The 18,089-nt window shown below is 61.6% G+C and carries 10 protein-coding genes; 5 read left to right on the forward strand and 5 right to left on the reverse strand.

Annotated features, from left to right (window positions below; translation table 11 throughout):
* Positions 1–80 precede the first annotated feature (80 nt).
* Together H3O04_RS24155 and tssI are read right to left on the reverse strand one after the other, a co-directional pair.
* Positions 81–4,247: a DUF6531 domain-containing protein gene (locus H3O04_RS24155; protein ID WP_237666403.1), complete on the reverse strand. Its 4,167-nt coding sequence runs from the start codon at positions 4,245–4,247 to the stop codon at positions 81–83.
* A gap of 51 nt (positions 4,248–4,298) precedes the next feature.
* The gene (tssI, locus tag H3O04_RS24160) at positions 4,299–7,487 is read right to left on the reverse strand and encodes a type VI secretion system Vgr family protein (RefSeq protein WP_202588590.1); all 3,189 of its coding nucleotides are present in this window, start codon (positions 7,485–7,487) and stop codon (positions 4,299–4,301) included.
* Positions 7,488–7,851: 364 nt separating this feature from the next.
* Between tssI and H3O04_RS24165 the strand changes: the two genes are divergently transcribed.
* The gene (locus tag H3O04_RS24165) at positions 7,852–8,652 is read left to right on the forward strand and encodes a transporter substrate-binding domain-containing protein (protein WP_069232107.1); all 801 of its coding nucleotides are present in this window, start codon (positions 7,852–7,854) and stop codon (positions 8,650–8,652) included.
* A gap of 125 nt (positions 8,653–8,777) precedes the next feature.
* Here H3O04_RS24165 and H3O04_RS24170 read toward each other — a convergent pair whose 3' ends face one another.
* Positions 8,778–8,981, reverse strand: a complete 204-nt coding sequence (locus tag H3O04_RS24170; protein WP_006477106.1) for a hypothetical protein — start codon at positions 8,979–8,981, stop codon at positions 8,778–8,780.
* Positions 8,982–10,113: 1,132 nt separating this feature from the next.
* Positions 10,114–11,049, reverse strand: a complete 936-nt coding sequence (locus tag H3O04_RS24175) for a LysR family transcriptional regulator (RefSeq protein ID WP_202588591.1) — start codon at positions 11,047–11,049, stop codon at positions 10,114–10,116.
* 376 nt (positions 11,050–11,425) lie between these two features.
* On the opposite strand from H3O04_RS24175, the gene H3O04_RS24180 reads away from it, so the two are divergent.
* From H3O04_RS24180 to H3O04_RS24190, 3 genes are read left to right on the forward strand one after another with little or no spacing between them, the layout of a single operon-like run.
* Entirely contained in the window at positions 11,426–12,862 is a 1,437-nt protein-coding gene (locus H3O04_RS24180; RefSeq protein ID WP_124477680.1) for an NAD-dependent succinate-semialdehyde dehydrogenase, read from the forward strand.
* 12 nt (positions 12,863–12,874) lie between these two features.
* The gene (locus tag H3O04_RS24185; RefSeq protein WP_124477679.1) at positions 12,875–13,252 is read left to right on the forward strand and encodes a carboxymuconolactone decarboxylase family protein; all 378 of its coding nucleotides are present in this window, start codon (positions 12,875–12,877) and stop codon (positions 13,250–13,252) included.
* On the forward strand, positions 13,249–14,244 hold the full coding sequence (locus H3O04_RS24190) for an NAD(P)H-quinone oxidoreductase (RefSeq protein WP_124477678.1): 996 nt from the start codon (positions 13,249–13,251) through the stop codon (positions 14,242–14,244). Before H3O04_RS24185 ends, H3O04_RS24190 begins: the two co-directional genes overlap by 4 nt.
* Positions 14,245–14,389: 145 nt before the next feature.
* On the opposite strand, the gene H3O04_RS24195 is transcribed toward H3O04_RS24190, so the two are convergent.
* Positions 14,390–14,965 (reverse strand): recombinase family protein, encoded by a 576-nt coding sequence (locus tag H3O04_RS24195; protein WP_124592261.1) that lies wholly within the window; start codon positions 14,963–14,965, stop codon positions 14,390–14,392.
* Positions 14,966–15,281: 316 nt separating this feature from the next.
* On the opposite strand from H3O04_RS24195, the gene H3O04_RS24200 reads away from it, so the two are divergent.
* A complete protein-coding gene (locus tag H3O04_RS24200; protein ID WP_081065230.1) occupies positions 15,282–17,084 on the forward strand; it encodes a DEAD/DEAH box helicase family protein in 1,803 nt (600 codons plus the stop codon).
* Positions 17,085–18,089 lie beyond the last annotated feature (1,005 nt).

Genomic DNA, 18,089 nt, shown 5'->3' on the forward strand with positions numbered 1-18,089 from the left:
CCGCCGGCGCTCCGGGCCCGTCAACACTTCCATCACTTCCTGCCTGGTGTTAGTCAAAAACACAGTCTTATGCCTACCCGTTATTGTAAGTGGGTGACTGTGTCCGGCGTTTCAGGGGGCTGCTCCAGCCGGTTGTAATGCAGCCCCGTCTCGTCATCAACCCGCTGCCCCTGAAACCGCAGCGGATTCTTCGCCACAATCCCTGCCGCCTTCGAGGCCCGCGCAATCACTTCCCGCGCTTCACCCCAAGCCTTGTACGACGCTTCCCAGACCACATCGCCATCATCGTCCGTTAGAAGCTGCGGCGTACCGATCTGATCGCAGTGGTAATAGAACACCACCGCGTCACCCCGCCGCTCCGGCACCTTTTGCAGCGGGTCCTCCTCCGGCACATAGCGGTCGGTACTCGTCCATACCGGCGTTGCGATCCCCTCAACCGGCCCCGCCACATACTGCGCCAGCGGCACGAACGTCCCCGGTTCGTAGAGATAGTGCGTGCCGCGCTCGCCATCGCTCTCGTACGCCAACGTGTCACCATCCCACCCGAACACCGTCCGCTCGCCGTTCACCTCCTTAGCGATCCGACGACCGAACGCATCATAGAAATACCGAGCCTGACTCTGCCGCGACGTCTCGGCAACCCGCGCAGACAGCAAGCGATTGAATTCATCCCACTCGTATTCCTGCTCACCCGCCGGCGTACGCTTGCGCACCAGATTCCCGCGTGCATCGTACTCGAAGTGCATCCCCGCATACGCCTTCAGCAGGTTCCCGAGCACCTTCGGCACCTCGACCCGCAGCGTGCTTTCCGGCCGCACCGGGCTCGGACGCGATGCAGGCGTCTCCGCAATCCGCACCGGATCGATGATGTTGCTCGCCGGATCGAACGCGAACCGCTCCTTCGCGACGGGACTGATCGCCTCGATCAAACGCCCGACAGGATCGTATCGATAGTCGGTCCCGCCCTTGCGGCTGTCCTCGATCCGCGACAACTGCCCCACCGCGTCATAGCGATAGCGCCGCTCGGCAAGCGGCGCGGGCGACGTCGACCGCTGGATCGTCTGCTGCAGCACGCGCCCAGCCGGATCGTAGTGCGTGCGCTGCCCGACCTTGCTCGACAGCACACGCACCGTCTCGCGATGCAAGTCATCGCGCTCGAACTGCACGCGCTCCTCGCCATCGAGCAGCATCCCGTGCACATGCCCCGAGCCATACATCAGCCAGTCGACCGCATGCCCGTCCGGCCGAACGGTACGCCGCCGATTGCCGAGTTCGTCGTATTCGTGATGCCACACGTAGCTGCGCCGGTCGCCGAACAGATCGTAGGCGTGATGTTCACGCACCAGATTGCCAACCGGATCGAAGAAGAACTGCACGCGGCTGTACCGATTCACCGCGTCGATCAACCTGCCGCTCGGATCGTAGGCAAACCGTTCCTCGCTGTCCCCCGCGATGCGCTTCAGCAGACGGCCGTTCGCATCGACGTCGACCGACGTCACGCAACCCGCTTCATCGATCGAAACGAGACTGCCGCTGTCCGGATCGTACTGATAACGCGTCGACTTGCCGTCGAAGGCGATTTCCTCGATCAGCCGCCCTGCCGGATCGTAGCGGAACTGGTACGTCGCAAAGTTGGCATCGGTCAGCGCGGTCAAGCGCCCGAGACGGTCGTAGCGATACGCGATCGTCTGCCCGAGCGCGTCCGCGCGGCTCGCGATACGGCCAACGGCATCGTAGCCATATCGCGTCGACCGATTGAGTTGATCCGTATGCCCAAGCAATCGACCTTCAGCGTCGTACTGCACGTGTTCGATGCCGGCCGGCGAACGAATCTCCGTCAACTGGCCGTTCGGGCCATATGCATAAGCAACGACGCCCCCGGACGCATCCTTTGTCTCGATCGCACGCCCGATATCGTCATAGCGCCACGCCGTCTTCTTTCCGGAGCAGTCCGTGTAGCCGGTCAATTGCCCGGCGGCGTTGTATTCGAGTGCCTTCGATCCACCTTTGGCATCGATGATCTGTGTCGGCAGCCCCTTGTCGTTATAGCTGTACTTCGTCGAGTGCTCGAGCGGATCGATTTCCTCGACGAGATTGCCCGCATCGTCGTACTTGCGCTGCCAGACATGCCCATTCGGATCGACGAGCCGGATCATCTGGTCCTTGTCGTCGTATGCCATCTCGACAATGCTGCCGTCAGCGCGCTCGTGCCATGTCCGGTTACCGCGCGCGTCGTAACGCATCTGCTCGACGCTGCCGTCCGGCAGAATGTGCAACGTCAGATTGTTGTGCTCGTCGCGGCGGAACCACTCCTCATTCCCATCCGGATAGGCGATCCGATAAACGTAGCCCTTGATGTTGAAGTAATAACGCGTCGTCTGACCGAGCGCATCGGTCACGTAGGTCAATCGAATGTTCGGATGCCACGCAAGACGGATATCGAGGCTGCCATCGTCCGCGTACTCGCGCACGCATTTCGCATTCGCGTTGTCGTCAGCGTCCGCGCCGTCCCATTCAAGCGACATCCCGCGGCCGGTGCGATCGGTGTAGCGCGTGACGAGATGTCGGTCGTACTGGTAGTTCCACGCGTTGCCGTGCCGATCGGTTGCGCGGATCAGATCGGCCGCTTCGTCATAGGCGTAGCTCGCGAGCGTGCGACGCTTACCGTCTTCGAGCACCTGCTCGATCAGTACGATCCGGCCGTGCTTGTCGTGCTCGAACGACAGCACGTTACCGCTTGCATCAATCAGGCGCGCCACGAGGTCGCGCGCATCGTAGTCCAGCGTGATCGTGTTACCCGCGCGATCTTTCTGCATCGCCAGCCTGAACGCGTTGCCACGCCGTTCATACACGTGCAACTCGTCGTGGCCGTACGCAATCGTCACCCACGTATCGTCGAGTCGCGACAGCGTCAGGTTTTCCGAGAGATCATCATGCACGCTTCCGGCTGCGAGCGCGCGATATTCAATGCTGCGCCCGCTGGCATCACGGTAGAACCATGTGTCGCCTTCTATATCGATGCGCGTCGTGTACGGCGTAATCCATCGCGCGCCGAGTTCTCCGGTGTCGTATGCGGACAGGCGTGAGCGATAAGTACGCGCCCAGACAAGCGGCAATGCGCCAGGCAGTTCAAAATCCGTATGCGTGAACGTCTCATCGCCGAAAGCAAAATCGATCGATCCGGTCGACGCGCCGACCCCGCAACCTTTGCAGGGGCTCTGGCCAGGACCCTCCGGATGCGCATGCTGCCCGACCGCACCCACCGGCTCCTGCGGGCGATCATGATGTGCCCTTCCCTTGCCGCCGGTCGGCACGTCGGCGGTCTTTTCACGAAGCTTGCCGCCCGCCCGCACCCGTGCCACGGCCTCGATCACTTGCGCGATCAGCCAGAGCATCTTGCCTTCTTCGCTGCCATTCAGATCACGGATGGCCTTCGCGACTTTCGGCGCTTCAGTCTTCAGAAAGGCGACGATATCGCGAAACGGTTGGAGCCACGAATCCGGCGCCAGCTTCGCGGCGGTCCCGACCGTCGCGTTGCCGGCTTCCTTGCCCAACGCGATCGAACCTTCGTAACCGTACTCAAACGCATCGACCAAGAGCTTCGGGTTGTACCAGGATCGCTCGCCCATCTTCCGCGCGATCTGCTGCGTACGTCGCACGTTCGCACTACTGTCGAAAATCTGCCCTTTGAGGGCAAGCTCGAGTCCGCTGGCAATACCGACCATCAATTCCTGCGCCTTGGCCGCGCAGTCATTCAGCAGGTCGACAAGGACTTCCTGCAACGTCTTCAGGAAGTTCTCGATTTCCGTCGCGGCCGCGGCGTTGATGTGTGCAACGAGCACGCCAATGATCGCCGCCCCGAGATTGCCGCGAGACACCAGCAACTGATTGCGCACAAGCGCCAACAGCGGCCGCGCCGACAGTCGGAACGACGCCAGCGGCGGCGGAACCGGAATGACCCCGATCAGGTTGATCGCGAGTCCAAGGTAATCGAGCAGGTCGGCATGACGCTTCTCGACGATCGTCACGATGTCGCACACGGCATCGTAGAACGCCATCAGGTTGCCGATGATCGGCACCGCACTCGCGACAGTTTTGAGGTCCTCGAACGAAATGTGATTGCCGCTGATCTTGAGCAACCACTTATTGAAACGGTCGCCCCCCGCCGCCACGTCTTTCGGTGAAATATCGCTGAGCCAGGAAACAGCCTGTTCCTTCTCTGCACCGGGTGGAAGTTGTTGTGCCATGTCGTTGTTCGTTCAATTCGTTTTTTTCAAGACGGCTGACGAGCCGCCCTCTCAGGATTTCAACGGTCCGCCAAACCCGCTTGTCGGCAGCTTCATGCCCGTCGCGCCCGCGGCCGACGCCACGGTCGTGGCCTTGCCCGCGATACCGGCCACGCCCGGCAATGCCCCGGGCAACGCACCCTGCAACGCCCCGGACGCCGCATTCGCAGCCGGCGCGGCCAGCGCGGCAAGCCCGCCCTGACGGGCGGCCTGAACCATCCCGGCGACCTGCTTCGCCGCACCGCTCAGGCTCGAGGCGGTCTGCAACGCGGACGCCACGCCGGCGCCACCCAACGCGGTCGCAGCAGCTGGCAATGCGGCGCTCGCGAGCCCGCCGAGGGCCGCACCCGCGCCGCCGCCGCTCACCAGCCCCATCGCCGCGGTCGTCGCGGCCGGCGCCATCCCTTGCAGCTGACTCGCGAGCTGTCCGCTCGCCGCGGCCTGCGCGGCCTCGGGCGACTGTTGCACGGGCTCCGCCGGCCACTTCGCCTGCTTGAAATAGTTCGCCGGCTGATCCGACTCGCGTGGGTCTTTCCCGAATTCGACGCGCACTGCCCCCGGCGGCAAGCCGCTCACGACCGTATAGCCACTGTTGTCGAGTGCGCCTTTCTTCAGCACGGCGCCGTTCACGTCCTTCACCGTGAACAGCCCGCCCTTCACCGCCTCGCCGTTCACGTACTTGTGAAACAGTTCGAGCTGCCCCGGCTGATCCGGCCGCGGGCTCGGCAGCGGATACCCCATGCTCGCCGGCCCCGCGAACGTATGCGACGCCCCCTTCACATCGACCGCGCCCGGCGTATGAATCTCGATGTCGCCGTCCTTGATGCGGATATATCCGCCGCCGCTCGTCAGCAAAATCCCCTGATCGGCCGCGATCTCGATCCGGTCCGTCGCCGACACCACCCTCACCGCCTTCTGCGCGGTCACCTCGATGTTGTCCGACTGCGCCTGGATCTCGACCTTGCCCTTGCCCGCAAACAGCTTCATCCCCGCGTTCTGCACGAACAGGCTCAGCTTCTGCCCGATGCTGCCGATCAGCGACTTGCCCGCGGCCACGTGCACGCTCTGGCCGCTCGCCACGTTCACGTGATCGTTCGCGACCATATGCACCGACTGCTGCGTCGACATCCCGATTCCCGACGGGCTGCCGAACAGCATCACCGGTTCCTTGAATGCGTTCGCGTTACCGGTGCCGCCGCCTGCCGTGCGCCCGCCCGCCGCGCTGCCCGACTGGCTGTCCTGCGTCGCGTCCGTGAATGCACGCATCGTGTCCTGCGCGTCCTTCAGGCTCTCCGCCTGATGCTGCTCGCTCACGCCCGACATCGCCTCGATCAGGCTCTCGCCCGCCACGAGCTGCTGCTGCGCCTCCTTCACGTCGAGCGGCTGGCTGTTCGCCGCCTTCGGGTGCGTCGTCACGTACAGGCCCTGGCTCGCCCGCACCGCGCCATATGCATCCGAGCGCAGATCGAAACCGCTGCCCAGATACGACCCGCGCGCATTGCCGTTCTGGTCGATGATGTAGCCGAGATGCAGCAGGCTGTTCGCGCTGCTGCTCATCAGTTGCACGCGGTTCTGCCCGGTCGCGTCGTCCATCACGAGCTGGTTGTAGCCGCCGCCCGAATACTCCTTCGACCGATAGCCGGACAGAATCCCGTCGCTATGCCACTGCGGCTGGTTCGCGCCGTTGTACACGCGCCCGACGGCCAGCGGCCGGTCGCAGTCGCCGCCGACGTAGTCGATCAGCACTTCCTCGCCGATACGCGGCACGTGCACGCCGCCGTAGCCGCCGCCCGTATCCGACTGCACGACGCGCACCCAGCATGACGCGTTCTCGTTACCCGGGTTCAGGCGATCCCACACGAACTGCACGCGAATCCGGTTCAGCTCGTCGGTATAAACCTCCTCGCCCTGCGGCCCGACGACGATCGCCGTCTCGAGGTGCATCTCCGGCTTTTTATGCTCGAACGGGCTGCGATACGGCACGCTCACACGCTGCGCTTCGACCTCGACGAGATAGAAGCCGACCGAGCCGTCGTCGTGCGGCACGCGAAACGCGGGGTCGGCACCGTAGCCCTCCTGCGCTTGCGTCAACGCTTCGCGCAGGCTGTACGGAAAATCCGCGCTGCCGTTCGAAACGGGGAGGTTGTTCTCGATCCACCATTCGACGCCGATCGCCGCGAATTCGCGCTGGTCGGCCGGATCGCGATCGTGTTCGGGATGATCCGCCAGCGTGAAGCGCCGGCCGGCATCGATCGCACGCACGCCGCCCGCGCCGTGGAAACGCTTCGCCTCCGACTCCCACTGCTCCATCCGGATCTTCGTCAGATGATCGCCGCGCGTCTGGTCCAGATACGTGTACGCACCGGTGTATTCGTAGACTTCCAGCTGATCGGGCAATTCGCCCTGACCGGCCATCGTCGGCAGCGACGTGCCTTTCGGATTGGACGGCTGCGCGGGATTCTTGTAGTCGAACGTGCGCGTCGAACGCGTGACGCTCTGCAGCGTGCGCGTGCCCGACCATTGCGTGAACGCATCGGCTTCGCTCGCCGCCCCGCCACGATAGAAGCGCACGGTCTGCGGCGACAGCGGCGCGAACGCCTGCAGGTTGTCGGTCACCACGAGTGTGTGCGACTTGCCGTCGTCGGCCTGCTGCCACGCGCAGTAGAGCCCTTCGTCCTCCATCAGCCGATGGACGAAATGCCAGTCGGTATCGTGCTGTCGCGTGTACGAGCGGTTCGGCAACGGCTTCGACAGCGCAAAGCGGAAATGGCCTTTCGCCTGCGGATGCTGGTTCAGCACGTCGCTGATGATCTGGTCGACGGTCGTATCGTTCCAGATCCGCTGGTCGCGACGGAACTTCAGGAAATGGGTGAAATCGGCGAACGTGAGCTGATAGGTCGTGAGCCCGCCGTCGGCGCCCAGACGGCGCGCGGTGTGCACGTAGCCATTCGCCGGCCGATAGCTGCGATCGCCTTGCTGAATCCACAACGTGACCGGCTGCGCGATCAGCTTTTTAAGCTCCAGATCGCTATCGGTCGACAGCACGTCGAGCGTGAACTCGTACGCGCGCCCGATCCGCGAACGGCCAACTGCCCGCTGCACGGTCAGGACGTTGCTCCCCAATGGCGTATCGAGCTTCAACAACCGGTCCTGCTGAAGCAACCCGCCGCGCAATGCGGCGATTGTGTTCTGCATGTTCATGGCTACGGCCTTTTCTTCTTTTGACGCGCCCTCGGATGGCGCAGCTTCATTTCGCTTGCGCGATTTTACAGGCAAAACTTTGCACGAATCCCTCCAAAGTAGCCTGATTCAAAAGCACATTTTCAAACGCGCCCGGAAGCCTGATGGACAGCCCTTACCGACTGACCGCTCGCCGAAGCAGGCCCGCGCCACGGCGATGCCCTGCCCCGTCCCATGAAATCGATTGCAATCAGGGCCAATTCGACTTCCGGCGCGGCGCGGTTGCGAGTAGTGTCTACGTGCCCGTATGCCGGCCGCCGCCGGGGCCGACCGAGAGCCGGCGCTCACATCACGACATCACGACACTGAACCCTGGAGATCTGCGATGAAACGTTCGAAGTTCCTGCTGTCGGGCCTGCTGCTCGCGTCGGCCCTCGGCTTCACGGCCGTCGCCGCGCACGCGGACGACCTGCTCGATTCCGTGAAGAAGGCCGGCGTGCTGCGCGTCGGCCTCGAAGGCACCTATCCGCCGTTCAACTCGCGCGGCACGTCCGGCCAGCTCGAGGGCTTCGACGTCGACGTCGCGAACGCGGTCGCCGGCAAGCTCGGCGTGAAGACGCAGTTCATCCCGACCGAATGGAGCGGCATCATCGCCGGGCTGCAGGCCGGCAAGTTCGACGTGATCGTCAATCAGGTCACGATCACGCCGCAGCGCAAGGAGGCGCTCGACTTCAGCGAGCCGTACACGTACTCGGCCGCGCAGCTGATCCAGCGCAAGGACGACACGCGCCAGTTCAAGTCGCTCGACGACTTCAAGGGCAAGAAGCTCGGCGTGACGCTCGGCACCAACTACGACCAAATGGCGCGCACCGTGCCGGGCATCGAGGTGCAGACGTATCCGGGCGCGCCGGAAAAACTGCGCGACCTCGCCGCGGGCCGGATCGAGGCGACGCTCGACGACCGCCTGATGCTGCCGTACATGATCAAGACGTCGAACCTGCCGCTGCGCGCGGGGGCTGTGCTGAACGGCGGCAAGCAGGAAATGGCGATCCCGTTCCGCAAGGGCAATCCGAAGTTCGAGAAGGCGATCAACGATGCGCTCGAGTCGCTGCGCAAGGACGGCACGCTGAAGAAGATCTCGACGCACTGGTTCGGCAGCGACGTGACGGTGCCGGTCGCACAGTAAGCGGTTCGGCGCGTGTTCAATGCGTCACGTTTTCGCTGCGGCGAAGGCGTGACGCGCAGTTGCGGCGTTCGCCTCGCCTTCTTCCCTTCTTCCCTTCTTCCCTTCTTCCCCTTTTCCTTTTTCCTTCAGGCCGCCTCGTCGAAGCGGGAAAGCAGCATCTGGCCGATCGGCGTCAGCGCCGGGCGCGCCGCTACCTCATTCACGCGGACCTGCGTATCGTCGACCAGCCGCTTTTCCACGAGCACGGCAAAGGCCGGGTTCGCGAGGTCGACACTGTCGGGCGCACGTGCAATGCGCAGCAGCATCGAGAATTCATGCGGGCTCAGCATGGTTCGTGTCTCCTGATCGTACGCGATGCAGTTTGATCGGCGTCGATCGCGTTTTCGAATGGAATGGATGAGAGGCAGCAGCCAATGCGCTGCCGGGAGCGAGATCCCGGGTGAGCGCGACGCGGGCACGGCGTGGGACGCGGTCACGTACACCCCGATAGCGACAATGCTGCCGCGACGGGAGCGTGCAACGTTAGCGGCGCAGCGTGACGCGGGTGTGACGAGAAAAGGGGGATGGCGATGGTGCTCGCGCCATCGCGGCGCGCGACTCCATGAACGAAAAAAGGGTTACGGAAAACTCCGTAACCCTTTTTCGGATTTGGTGCGGCTGCAGGATCAACAATCCTTATCCAATCTATTGATTCAAAACGAAAATGAAATCGACGGTTGGAACATGAACCCCCAAACATACCCCCAATCGAGTGAGCCAATGCGGATGAGGCCATCGAGCGAAAAATTGTGGCGTAAGTCGCCGATCATCGGCCGCCCGAACAGAAAACTTCTGGAGATTTGGAGATATATGCTCAATTCACCCCGAAAGCCTTACTGGTCAAGGGTCCAACTATCTCCAAGTGTATCTCCAAAACACTCATTTACTTGGAGACAAAGTTGGAGATAGCCGGCAAATACGTCGCATGACGCCAGCCGTGTCGAGAAGCACCCTGCGGTCTGGAACGCTGCGCGCAAAGAAACTCCCGTGCCGCAGCCCTCCCCGATGCAACGGCAAAAGCTGGCCTTGTGTTCAATGAAAAGTTACTTTGCAACCGTCGCATCACGTCAGTGATTGGCGCATGCAAGCGCGGCATAATCGCGACAAAATTGGTGATTCGGGGATTGAGATGTGCAAGTCCAGACCTAACCTCTCAGTCGGAGGCAGATCAGGTCTGAGATTGCTTGGACGTCACCTCATCAAGGGCCGTGATCGACCCGGATGCGCCGTCAGCGGAACGTTGGCGAACGACTGCAATGGATCGGGAACCGGTCGCGGAGCATGTAGTCCAGCACGAGCGTGGAACGTATGCGGATTCGTCGATCCGGCGTAGTTCCAATGTCACAACCGCATACGCTCAATGCGACGGGGCGGCCCCGGGAAATCGGATACCTAACCCGGCCGTGCCGGGCGTAATGGGGATCATACGACCGTGATAGCGAGCTCCTCCGCATACGCATTCAACCGGTCACCTACCCGCACCTTCAGTACATCGATGAACCGCTTGATCTTCGCGTCGACGAACTGACGGGACGAATACACCGCATACACGTTGCGCTGAGCGGTGTGGAATTCGGGCAGGACGCGAACGAGCGATCCTTTGCGCAAATCGTCGATTGCCGAGAAGGCGGCAATCAGTCCGATCCCCGCGCCCTCCTGCAGTACCGTGGACATCGCATCCATGTCGTTGACACTGAAGTGCGATCCCGACGGACGATACACCGCCTCGCCAGCCTTACCTTGCAGATGCCATTCGTCCGGCGCGTAATCGACCGTGCTGAGGAGCACGCATGTGTGATCGGCGAGATCTTCCACGCATTCGGGCGCCGGATGCCGTGCCAGATAATCGGGCGACGCCGCCAGAATGCAGTGGCTTGCGCCGATCTTCTGGCACACATACGCCGAGTCCGGCAGCGTGCGTGCAATCACGATCGCCACGTCGAGCTGCTCTTCGAGCAGATTCGGCATCCGCTGCGACAGCATGAGATCGACCGATACCTCTGGGTAAGCACTCCGATAGGCCAGCACGGCTTGCGAAACGAGTTGACGGCCCAATCCCGGAACCGCATGCACGCGCAATACCCCACGCGGCTCCAGCAGCGCATCGCGGGCTTCCGCTTCTGCCCGTTCGATGTCCGAGAGGATCGCAACGCTGCGCTCGTAAAAACGCCGCCCCGCATCGGTCACCACGAGCCGTCGCGTCGAGCGCTGCAGCAACCGCGTGTTGAGATTGTCCTCAAGTACCGACACCGCTCGGGAAATGTTGCCGACAGTCGTGTCGAGGTGGTTCGCGACAGCCGTGAAGCTGCCCATCTCGACCACTTTCGCAAACACCGACATGGTGTGAACCTTGTCCATTACGCACCCTGGCTTTGAATTTTTCGTCGAATCGCCGCGTTCGGCCCGCGCGAGCCTGTGATGATAGGGCCCGTGCCTGTTTCGTGCCGTGAGCGTGAAATCCCGTGTCGTTTTTATGCATTATTTCAATATGCTTTCATGTCGACGGGGCGATTTTCTCTCCACAGACAAGATTCATTCTTTCCGGTCCCTCTAAGTTGCCGCCTGCTTCACGCCTAGACTGAGTCCCGAAGTCAGGCAGTCGGAGCACCGACGTTTCGAACCCGGGCCCAGCCCGATGCGGCGGATCATCCCGACACGGCCCGGCGCGGGTTCTCCTGTCCTGCTCGCCGCGAATGCAAATTGAATCGTAATCCTAACCATAGAGGTCAATGCCATGGACATCACGTACGACGCACTTCATCTTTTCATCAACGGCGAATGGATCGGCGCGGGCGAACGCGAAACGGCGCCGGTGATCAACCCCGCCACGCAAATCGAGATCGGGCGCGTCCCGCTGGCGACGGCAGCCGATCTGGATCGCGCCCTGCAGGTCGCCGCCCAGGCGTTCGACGTCTGGCGCCACACCGTGCCGGCCGAACGCGCGCGCATTCTCAAGCGCGGCGCGGAACTGATGCGCGAGCGTGCCGAGCACATTGCTACCGTCATGACGCTCGAGGAAGGCAAACCGCTGGCGGAAAGCCGCGACGAAGTCCTGCGTGCGGCCGACTACTTCGAATGGTTCGCCGAAGAGGCGCGTCGCATCGACGGCCGTGTCGTGCCGTCCAACCGCCCGGGTGTGCAACAGCTCGTGAAGAAACAGGCGATCGGGCCCGTCGCCGCATTCACGCCGTGGAACTTTCCGGCGATCACCCCGGCGCGCAAGCTCTCGGCCGCACTCGCCGCCGGATGCAGCGTCATCATCAAACCCGGCGAGGAAAGCCCCGCCACGGCGCTCGCGCTGGCGCGCGCACTGGACGATGCCGGTTTGCCGAAGGGCGTGCTTCAAGTCGTGTTCGGCGTGCCCGACGAGGTGTCGAAGCACCTGATCGCTTCCCCGGTCATCCGGAAGGTGACGTTCACGGGCTCGGTGCCGATCGGCCGTCTGCTGTCGGCGCGCGCAGCCGAAGGCGTCAAACCCATCACGCTGGAGCTTGGCGGGCACGGGCCCGTCCTCGTGTTCAACGATGCGGATGTCGAAAAGGCCGCGGTCGAAGGCGCGGCAAATCGCTTTCGCGGTACGGGCCAGATCTGCATCTCGTCGACGCGCTTCCTGATCCAGCGCGAAGTCTACGACGAGTTCGTCGGGCACTTCGTGCGTGCCGCCAACGCGCTCAAGGTCGGGAACGGCATGGATGCCGGCACGCAGGTCGGGCCGCTGGCCAATCCGCGCCAGCTTGCCAAGATGGAGGAACTCGTCGCCGATGCTGTGGAACGGGGCGCAACGGTTCTCGCCGGCGGAAAGCGTATCGAGGGCGAAGGGTACTTCTTCGAGCCCACGGTCCTCGCCGACGTGCCGAAAGACGCGCGCGTGATGCACGAAGAACCGTTCGGCCCGATCGCGGTGCTGATGCGCTTCGATGACCTCGCCGACGGGCTCGCCGAAGCGAACCGGCTGCCGTACGGGCTCTCCGCCTATGCGTTCACGAGCAGTGCGCGCATGGCCATCGATGTCGCGGACGGTCTCGAAGCCGGCATGATCGGTATCAACCAGTACCGCATCGTTTCGACCGAACTGCCGTTTGGCGGCATGAAGGAGAGCGGCCACGGTTCGGAAGGCGGTGCCGAGGGCATCGAGTACTACCTCACGCACAAGTTCGTCAGCCAGGCTTGAAGGGGAATCGCCATGTCTCACGCAGATTTCAGCAGCCCGCGGGAAGCCGCACGCGCCTTTACGCCGACGCTCTCGGCCTTCGTCGACGACACGCTTTATCCGCGGATCTGGAGCGATCCGGCGCTCTCGCTGCGCGACCGCAGCCTCGTGACCGTCGCCGCGCTGATCGCCGGGGGCCATCTCGACGAGTTGCCGGCGCACCTGCGTCGCGCCGTGACGAACGGTGTCACGCCGGAAGAACTGTCAGCGGCGATCACGCACCTTGCGTTCTACGCAGGGTTCCCCGCGGCGATCTCGGCATCCGCCGCGGCGCAGGCGACGCTTGGCGCACCAACCCGGTCCGACGGTTTCGCCGGCCATTCATCCACGACGCAGGAAGGTTCGAAATGAAAGCCATCACATTCAACGAATTCGGCGAGGCCGAGGTTCTCCAGCTCGCCGAAGTCCAGGCACCCGAGGTTCGCCCCGACGATCTGCTGGTACGCGTCCATGCCGCGGGTGTGAATCGCGCGGATCTGACGCATCGGCGAGGCGGATACGGCCGGCCGAACTTCGGCGACTCGACGATCATGGGGCTCGAAATCGCCGGCGAGGTGATCGAGACCGGACCTGCCGTGCAGGGTTACAAGGTCGGGGATCGTGTCATGGGCGTCGTGGGCGGCGGGGCCTATGCGGAACTGGCACGCATCGACTGGAGAATGGCGATGCCCATTCCGGCGACGATCGACTACGTGCATGCGGCCGCCATACCGGAAGTCTTCGTCACCGCGCACGAAGCGTTGTTGCATCTTGGCCGCTTGCAGCGTGGCGATTCGGTGCTTATTCACGCAGCGGCGGGCGGGGTGGGTTCCGCGGCGGTCCAGCTGGCCTACGCAACCGGCGCGACGATCTTCGCGACCGCCGAAGCCTCGAAGCTGGAACGTATCGTTCAACTTGGCGTGGACCATGCGATCGACTACAAGACGCAGGATTTTTCGGAAGTCGTCGCGAGCAGGACGGACAAACGCGGTGTCGACGTGGTCATCGATTTCGTGGGCGCGCCGTATTTTTCCCGGAATGTCGCGTCATTGGCAAACGGCGGCCGGCTGGTGCAGGTTGGGATCCTCGGCGGCGGCGGTGACGTGAGCGTGAGCCTCGAACAGATCCTGTACCGTCATCTGCAAATCATCGGCACTGTGATGAAATCGCGCGACCAGCACGAGAAACATGAGATGGTTCGGCGGTTTCGCGAACATTGGCTGGACCGCTTTGCGGGAGGAGCGGGTCTAGAGCCGGTCGTCGACAGCGTGTTTTCTCTCGCCAATGCCGCGGCTGCCCATCGACGGATGGAGTCGGCTGTGAACGTCGGAAAGATCATCCTGACGATGAACGAAGCTAGCTGATGGCAGTTAGGCGGACGGAAGCGGTCACTCGGCCAACTTGCGCGGGCGACCGCGTATGGCCGAACTGAGCCAGACAACCTGACACTGTCTGCTTGGTCCGCTGAGCCGGGCTCTAGCAGGGCGTGAGTTGAACGGCGCGCGCCGCTTAGACTGCGTCGCGTACCCGCATGATCGTCTGGCGGCTCGTGCCAAATCGCCGAGCAAGCGCGGCCACGCTTGCCCCTGCGTCCAACTCGCGCAGCACGTCCGCCCGCTGCTCGTTTGACAGGGCGAACGGCCGCCCCATCGCCTTGCCGTCCGCCTTCGCGCGAGCGATACCAGCGTGCGTGCGCTCAATCAACAGATCCCGCTCGAATTCGGCCACCGCATTCAACACCTGCATCGTCATCCGGCCGGCCGCGCTAGTCAGATCGACGCCGCCCAGGGCGAGACAATGAACCCGGATACCGCGTTCGGCCAATCCCTCGACCGTGGCCCGCACGTCCATCGCATTGCGGCCGAGTCGGTCGAGCTTCGTCACGATCAACACGTCGCCTTCTTCCATCTTGACGAGCAACTGCGCAAACCCCGGCCGCTGATCGGCGCTTACGCTCCCCGAAATGCTTTCCGACACAACGCGGCGCTTGTCGACCGAGAAGCCGGCCGCCTCGATCTCTCGTAACTGGTTCGCGGTGGTCTGGTCGGACGTACTGACACGGGCATAGGCAAAGGTTCGGGACATATCGGGCACTCAATCTGTACGAAATAGATGTCCGAATGTAAGGCAATGTCCAAAACATTTCAACCCTTATTTACGGACAGGGCAAAATGCCCCTGTCCGCAAGGGATCGGTTTCGTACCCCTTCGTCGAGCGGTGCAGGGATAACAGCGTGAACTATGCCGTTAAGCAAAGCCATTCGATAATCACCCACCTTCTGCATATAAAAAGTGGCAGCCTGTGTGGCAATATTAGATCGGTGCTTCGATTGCCTACTTGGAGCACTCGCGCCACCATTGCAACACGTTCGTGGCACCAATACACACGTAGAGGTAGACCAGTGACGAGTCCATTTCAAGAAAGAGAACCCGCAATCGCGGGGAATCCGGCTATTCGCGAGCCTCAGAAGGAAACGTATGAAGCTTTGGCCCGCTTCGCTAGCGACCCCGAACAAACGAGCCGGGAAGCCGGAATTGTCTTGCCGGTTGGCTGCGGGAAATCTGGTGCGATTACATTAACGCCATTCGCGTTCCGGTCCCATCGAACGCTTGTAGTCGCACCTGGCGTTGCAATCGCCACTCAACTTCACTCGGATTTCAACCCGACCAATCCGAGTATGTTCTACCAAAAATGCCACGTGCTCGCCGGTGGCCCCTACCCGGAGCCCGTCGAGATCAGGGGAACAACAACAAATCGAGGCGACCTAGAAGAAGCCCATGTCGTTGTAACAAATATCCAGCAGCTTCAAGGAGATGCAAACCGCTGGCTTGATACTCTGCCGAATGACTTCTTCGATTTGATTCTGTTTGACGAAGGACACCATAGCGTAGCCGCTACTTGGCAAGCACTAAAAGCGCACTTCCCACAGGCAAGGATCGTGAACTTTAGCGCAACACCGTTGCGTGCCGACGGCCAACTAATGGCCGGTCAGATCCTGTATTCGTATCCCGTTTCCCGCGCGATCCGAGCGGGCTATGTGAAACGCCTGAAAGCGGTACAACTTAATCCGCGCACCTTGCGCTACGTTCGCCGTGCGGATGGACACGAGATCGAAGTAACTTTGGACGAAGTGCGACGTCTTGGCGAGGAAGAAGCAGACTTCCGGCGCAGCATCGTAACTTCGACAGAGACTTTGACGACAATCGTCGATGCTTCAATTCGTGAATTGCAGCGGCTGCGACAAGAGACCGGAGAAAACCGGTTGAAGATTATTGCATCGGCCCTAAACTTTCAGCATTGTGCTCAGATTGTCGAGGCATATCGCTCTAGAGGGCAACGAGCTGACTACGTGCATTCGCGGCAAGATGGGGCCGCAAATCAACGTGTCATGCGTCACCTCGAAGCGCACGAACTCGATGTAATCGTGCAAGTTCGGAAACTCGGTGAAGGGTTCGACCATCCGTACCTCTCCGTAGCGGCGGTTTTTAGCATCTTCAGCAACCTTTCACCGTTTGTTCAATTTGTCGGACGCGTTATGCGAGTAATCCGACAAAACTCTCCGGACGATCCATTGAATCGAGGCGTCGTTGTGTTCCACGCAGGTGCAAACATCGCGCGGCAGTGGTCCGACTTCCAAGAGTACAGCCAAGCTGACCAAGAGTACTTTGATCAGTTGCTTCCGCTGGAAGATATGGACCCCGTAACCGGATCAGCGGAACGAGAAATCGTGCCAGAGTTGCGTTCAGAAGCAGAACTCGAAGTTCGCGCGCAGTCTGAAGTTCACGTCGAAGAAATGCCTCTCCTTGCCGACGACGAAGCCGCTGCGATCCGCCTGCTACAACAACGAGGACTCATTCCGGACGACTTCGATCCTCAGAATCAAACTTTGGCACCGGTGCCGGTAACACGCGTCGCGGAGCGGCAAGCAATGCGAGCAACGCTCGCGACACGCGCGATGAGCGAAGCGGCTCGAATTTTGGGCGAACGGGGGATCAACCCGCAAGGCACCGAACTGGATCGGCAGAGACTCGGCAGGACAAACTTAATCGTTCTGAAATCGGCGATCGATCGAAAAATTAACGCATCGTCGGGGCGCACAGCTGGTGAACGACATGAGTTCACCCGCTCCGAGTTGGACGCGATTGCCAGCCGTTTTGATGAGCTTGTAGCTGAAGCTGTCCGGGAGGTGTTCCGTGGCAATTAGATCCCTCGTTGACCAAGTCCAGATCGACAGAGCACTGCATGCGCACAATTGCCAAGCAAACGCGAAGCATCGGATACAGAAGGGTGACGTTCGCTTGAAAGTCCGTACTGGCCGTAGTTGGGAGCACTATTGTGTCTTGTGTGCTCAAAAGATCATCGAAAGAGATATCGAGAAATTGACGGCCTTGCGTTCGATGACCCCTGCCAGCGAAGCATAGTCTTTAAGATAGTGGTACTGCCTGCACGAACTGCAGCGTATGACGCAGCAGTTCGTGCGTCAGCGAGCACCTCATGCAGCAAACGGCCCCGCATGGTCGATAATCGTGCCAATCACTACTACCACTACAAGTCCGATCCAGCGGACGGCAGATCCCACCATCCTGCTTTTAGAGCGCGCATCGAAAATTGTGTATTTGTCAAAGTACACAGTGAGCATCTCCTCAGCATTCGACGGCCGTTTTATCAAGTGGCACTCTCACAAAGTATGCCGACGTCGGCACTTACGATGAAGTAAGCAACTATGCAGGCCGTGAGAAAATAAGGTTGCCAAGCCTAGGGCGGCCACCCGAAAACCGAACTCCTTCACCGGCTGGCTTGGCGTTCAACGAAGGCGGCCGCACAGAAGGGTGCTCCATTGTCGAACAAAACAACAACTCACCTGTCGTCTGGATCGCTCTCGCGACCCGGAGCTTTTCGCCACTCTCGCTCCGTCAAGAAACAGCGCTTACGGACCAACGCAGCGGAAGCAGCGACACATCTCGCTTCCCACTCATATCCGACGCACGATGACACGGCGACGTCGCGGCAATTGCGAGAACTGATTCCACCGTCAACTCCAGTCGGAGAAGCCACACGTTTGCTGGGTGGGCTATTGGTCAAATGACCTGCCCCCGGTTTTAGTCCGAACTGCAGTTAGAGTCCGAGGTTAAAAACTGCTGCTTCGCGTCGTGCGCCCGGGCGAACTGCGCAGGCGTCAGATAGCCGAGCGAACTATGAGGCCGCTCGG

It is taken from the genome of Burkholderia sp. KCJ3K979 (assembly GCF_016759955.1).
In the GTDB taxonomy this organism is placed as follows: domain Bacteria; phylum Pseudomonadota; class Gammaproteobacteria; order Burkholderiales; family Burkholderiaceae; genus Burkholderia; species Burkholderia orbicola.

Coding starts and splice junctions, on each gene's coding strand:
- H3O04_RS24155 (WP_237666403.1), bottom strand. CDS start 4,247: ATGGCACAACAACTTCCACCCGGTGCAGAGAAGGAACAGGCTGTTTCC.
- tssI (WP_202588590.1), bottom strand. CDS start 7,487: ATGAACATGCAGAACACAATCGCCGCATTGCGCGGCGGGTTGCTTCAG.
- H3O04_RS24165 (WP_069232107.1), top strand. CDS start 7,852: ATGAAACGTTCGAAGTTCCTGCTGTCGGGCCTGCTGCTCGCGTCGGCC.
- H3O04_RS24170 (WP_006477106.1), bottom strand. CDS start 8,981: ATGCTGAGCCCGCATGAATTCTCGATGCTGCTGCGCATTGCACGTGCG.
- H3O04_RS24175 (WP_202588591.1), bottom strand. CDS start 11,049: ATGGACAAGGTTCACACCATGTCGGTGTTTGCGAAAGTGGTCGAGATG.
- H3O04_RS24180 (WP_124477680.1), top strand. CDS start 11,426: ATGGACATCACGTACGACGCACTTCATCTTTTCATCAACGGCGAATGG.
- H3O04_RS24185 (WP_124477679.1), top strand. CDS start 12,875: ATGTCTCACGCAGATTTCAGCAGCCCGCGGGAAGCCGCACGCGCCTTT.
- H3O04_RS24190 (WP_124477678.1), top strand. CDS start 13,249: ATGAAAGCCATCACATTCAACGAATTCGGCGAGGCCGAGGTTCTCCAG.
- H3O04_RS24195 (WP_124592261.1), bottom strand. CDS start 14,965: ATGTCCCGAACCTTTGCCTATGCCCGTGTCAGTACGTCCGACCAGACC.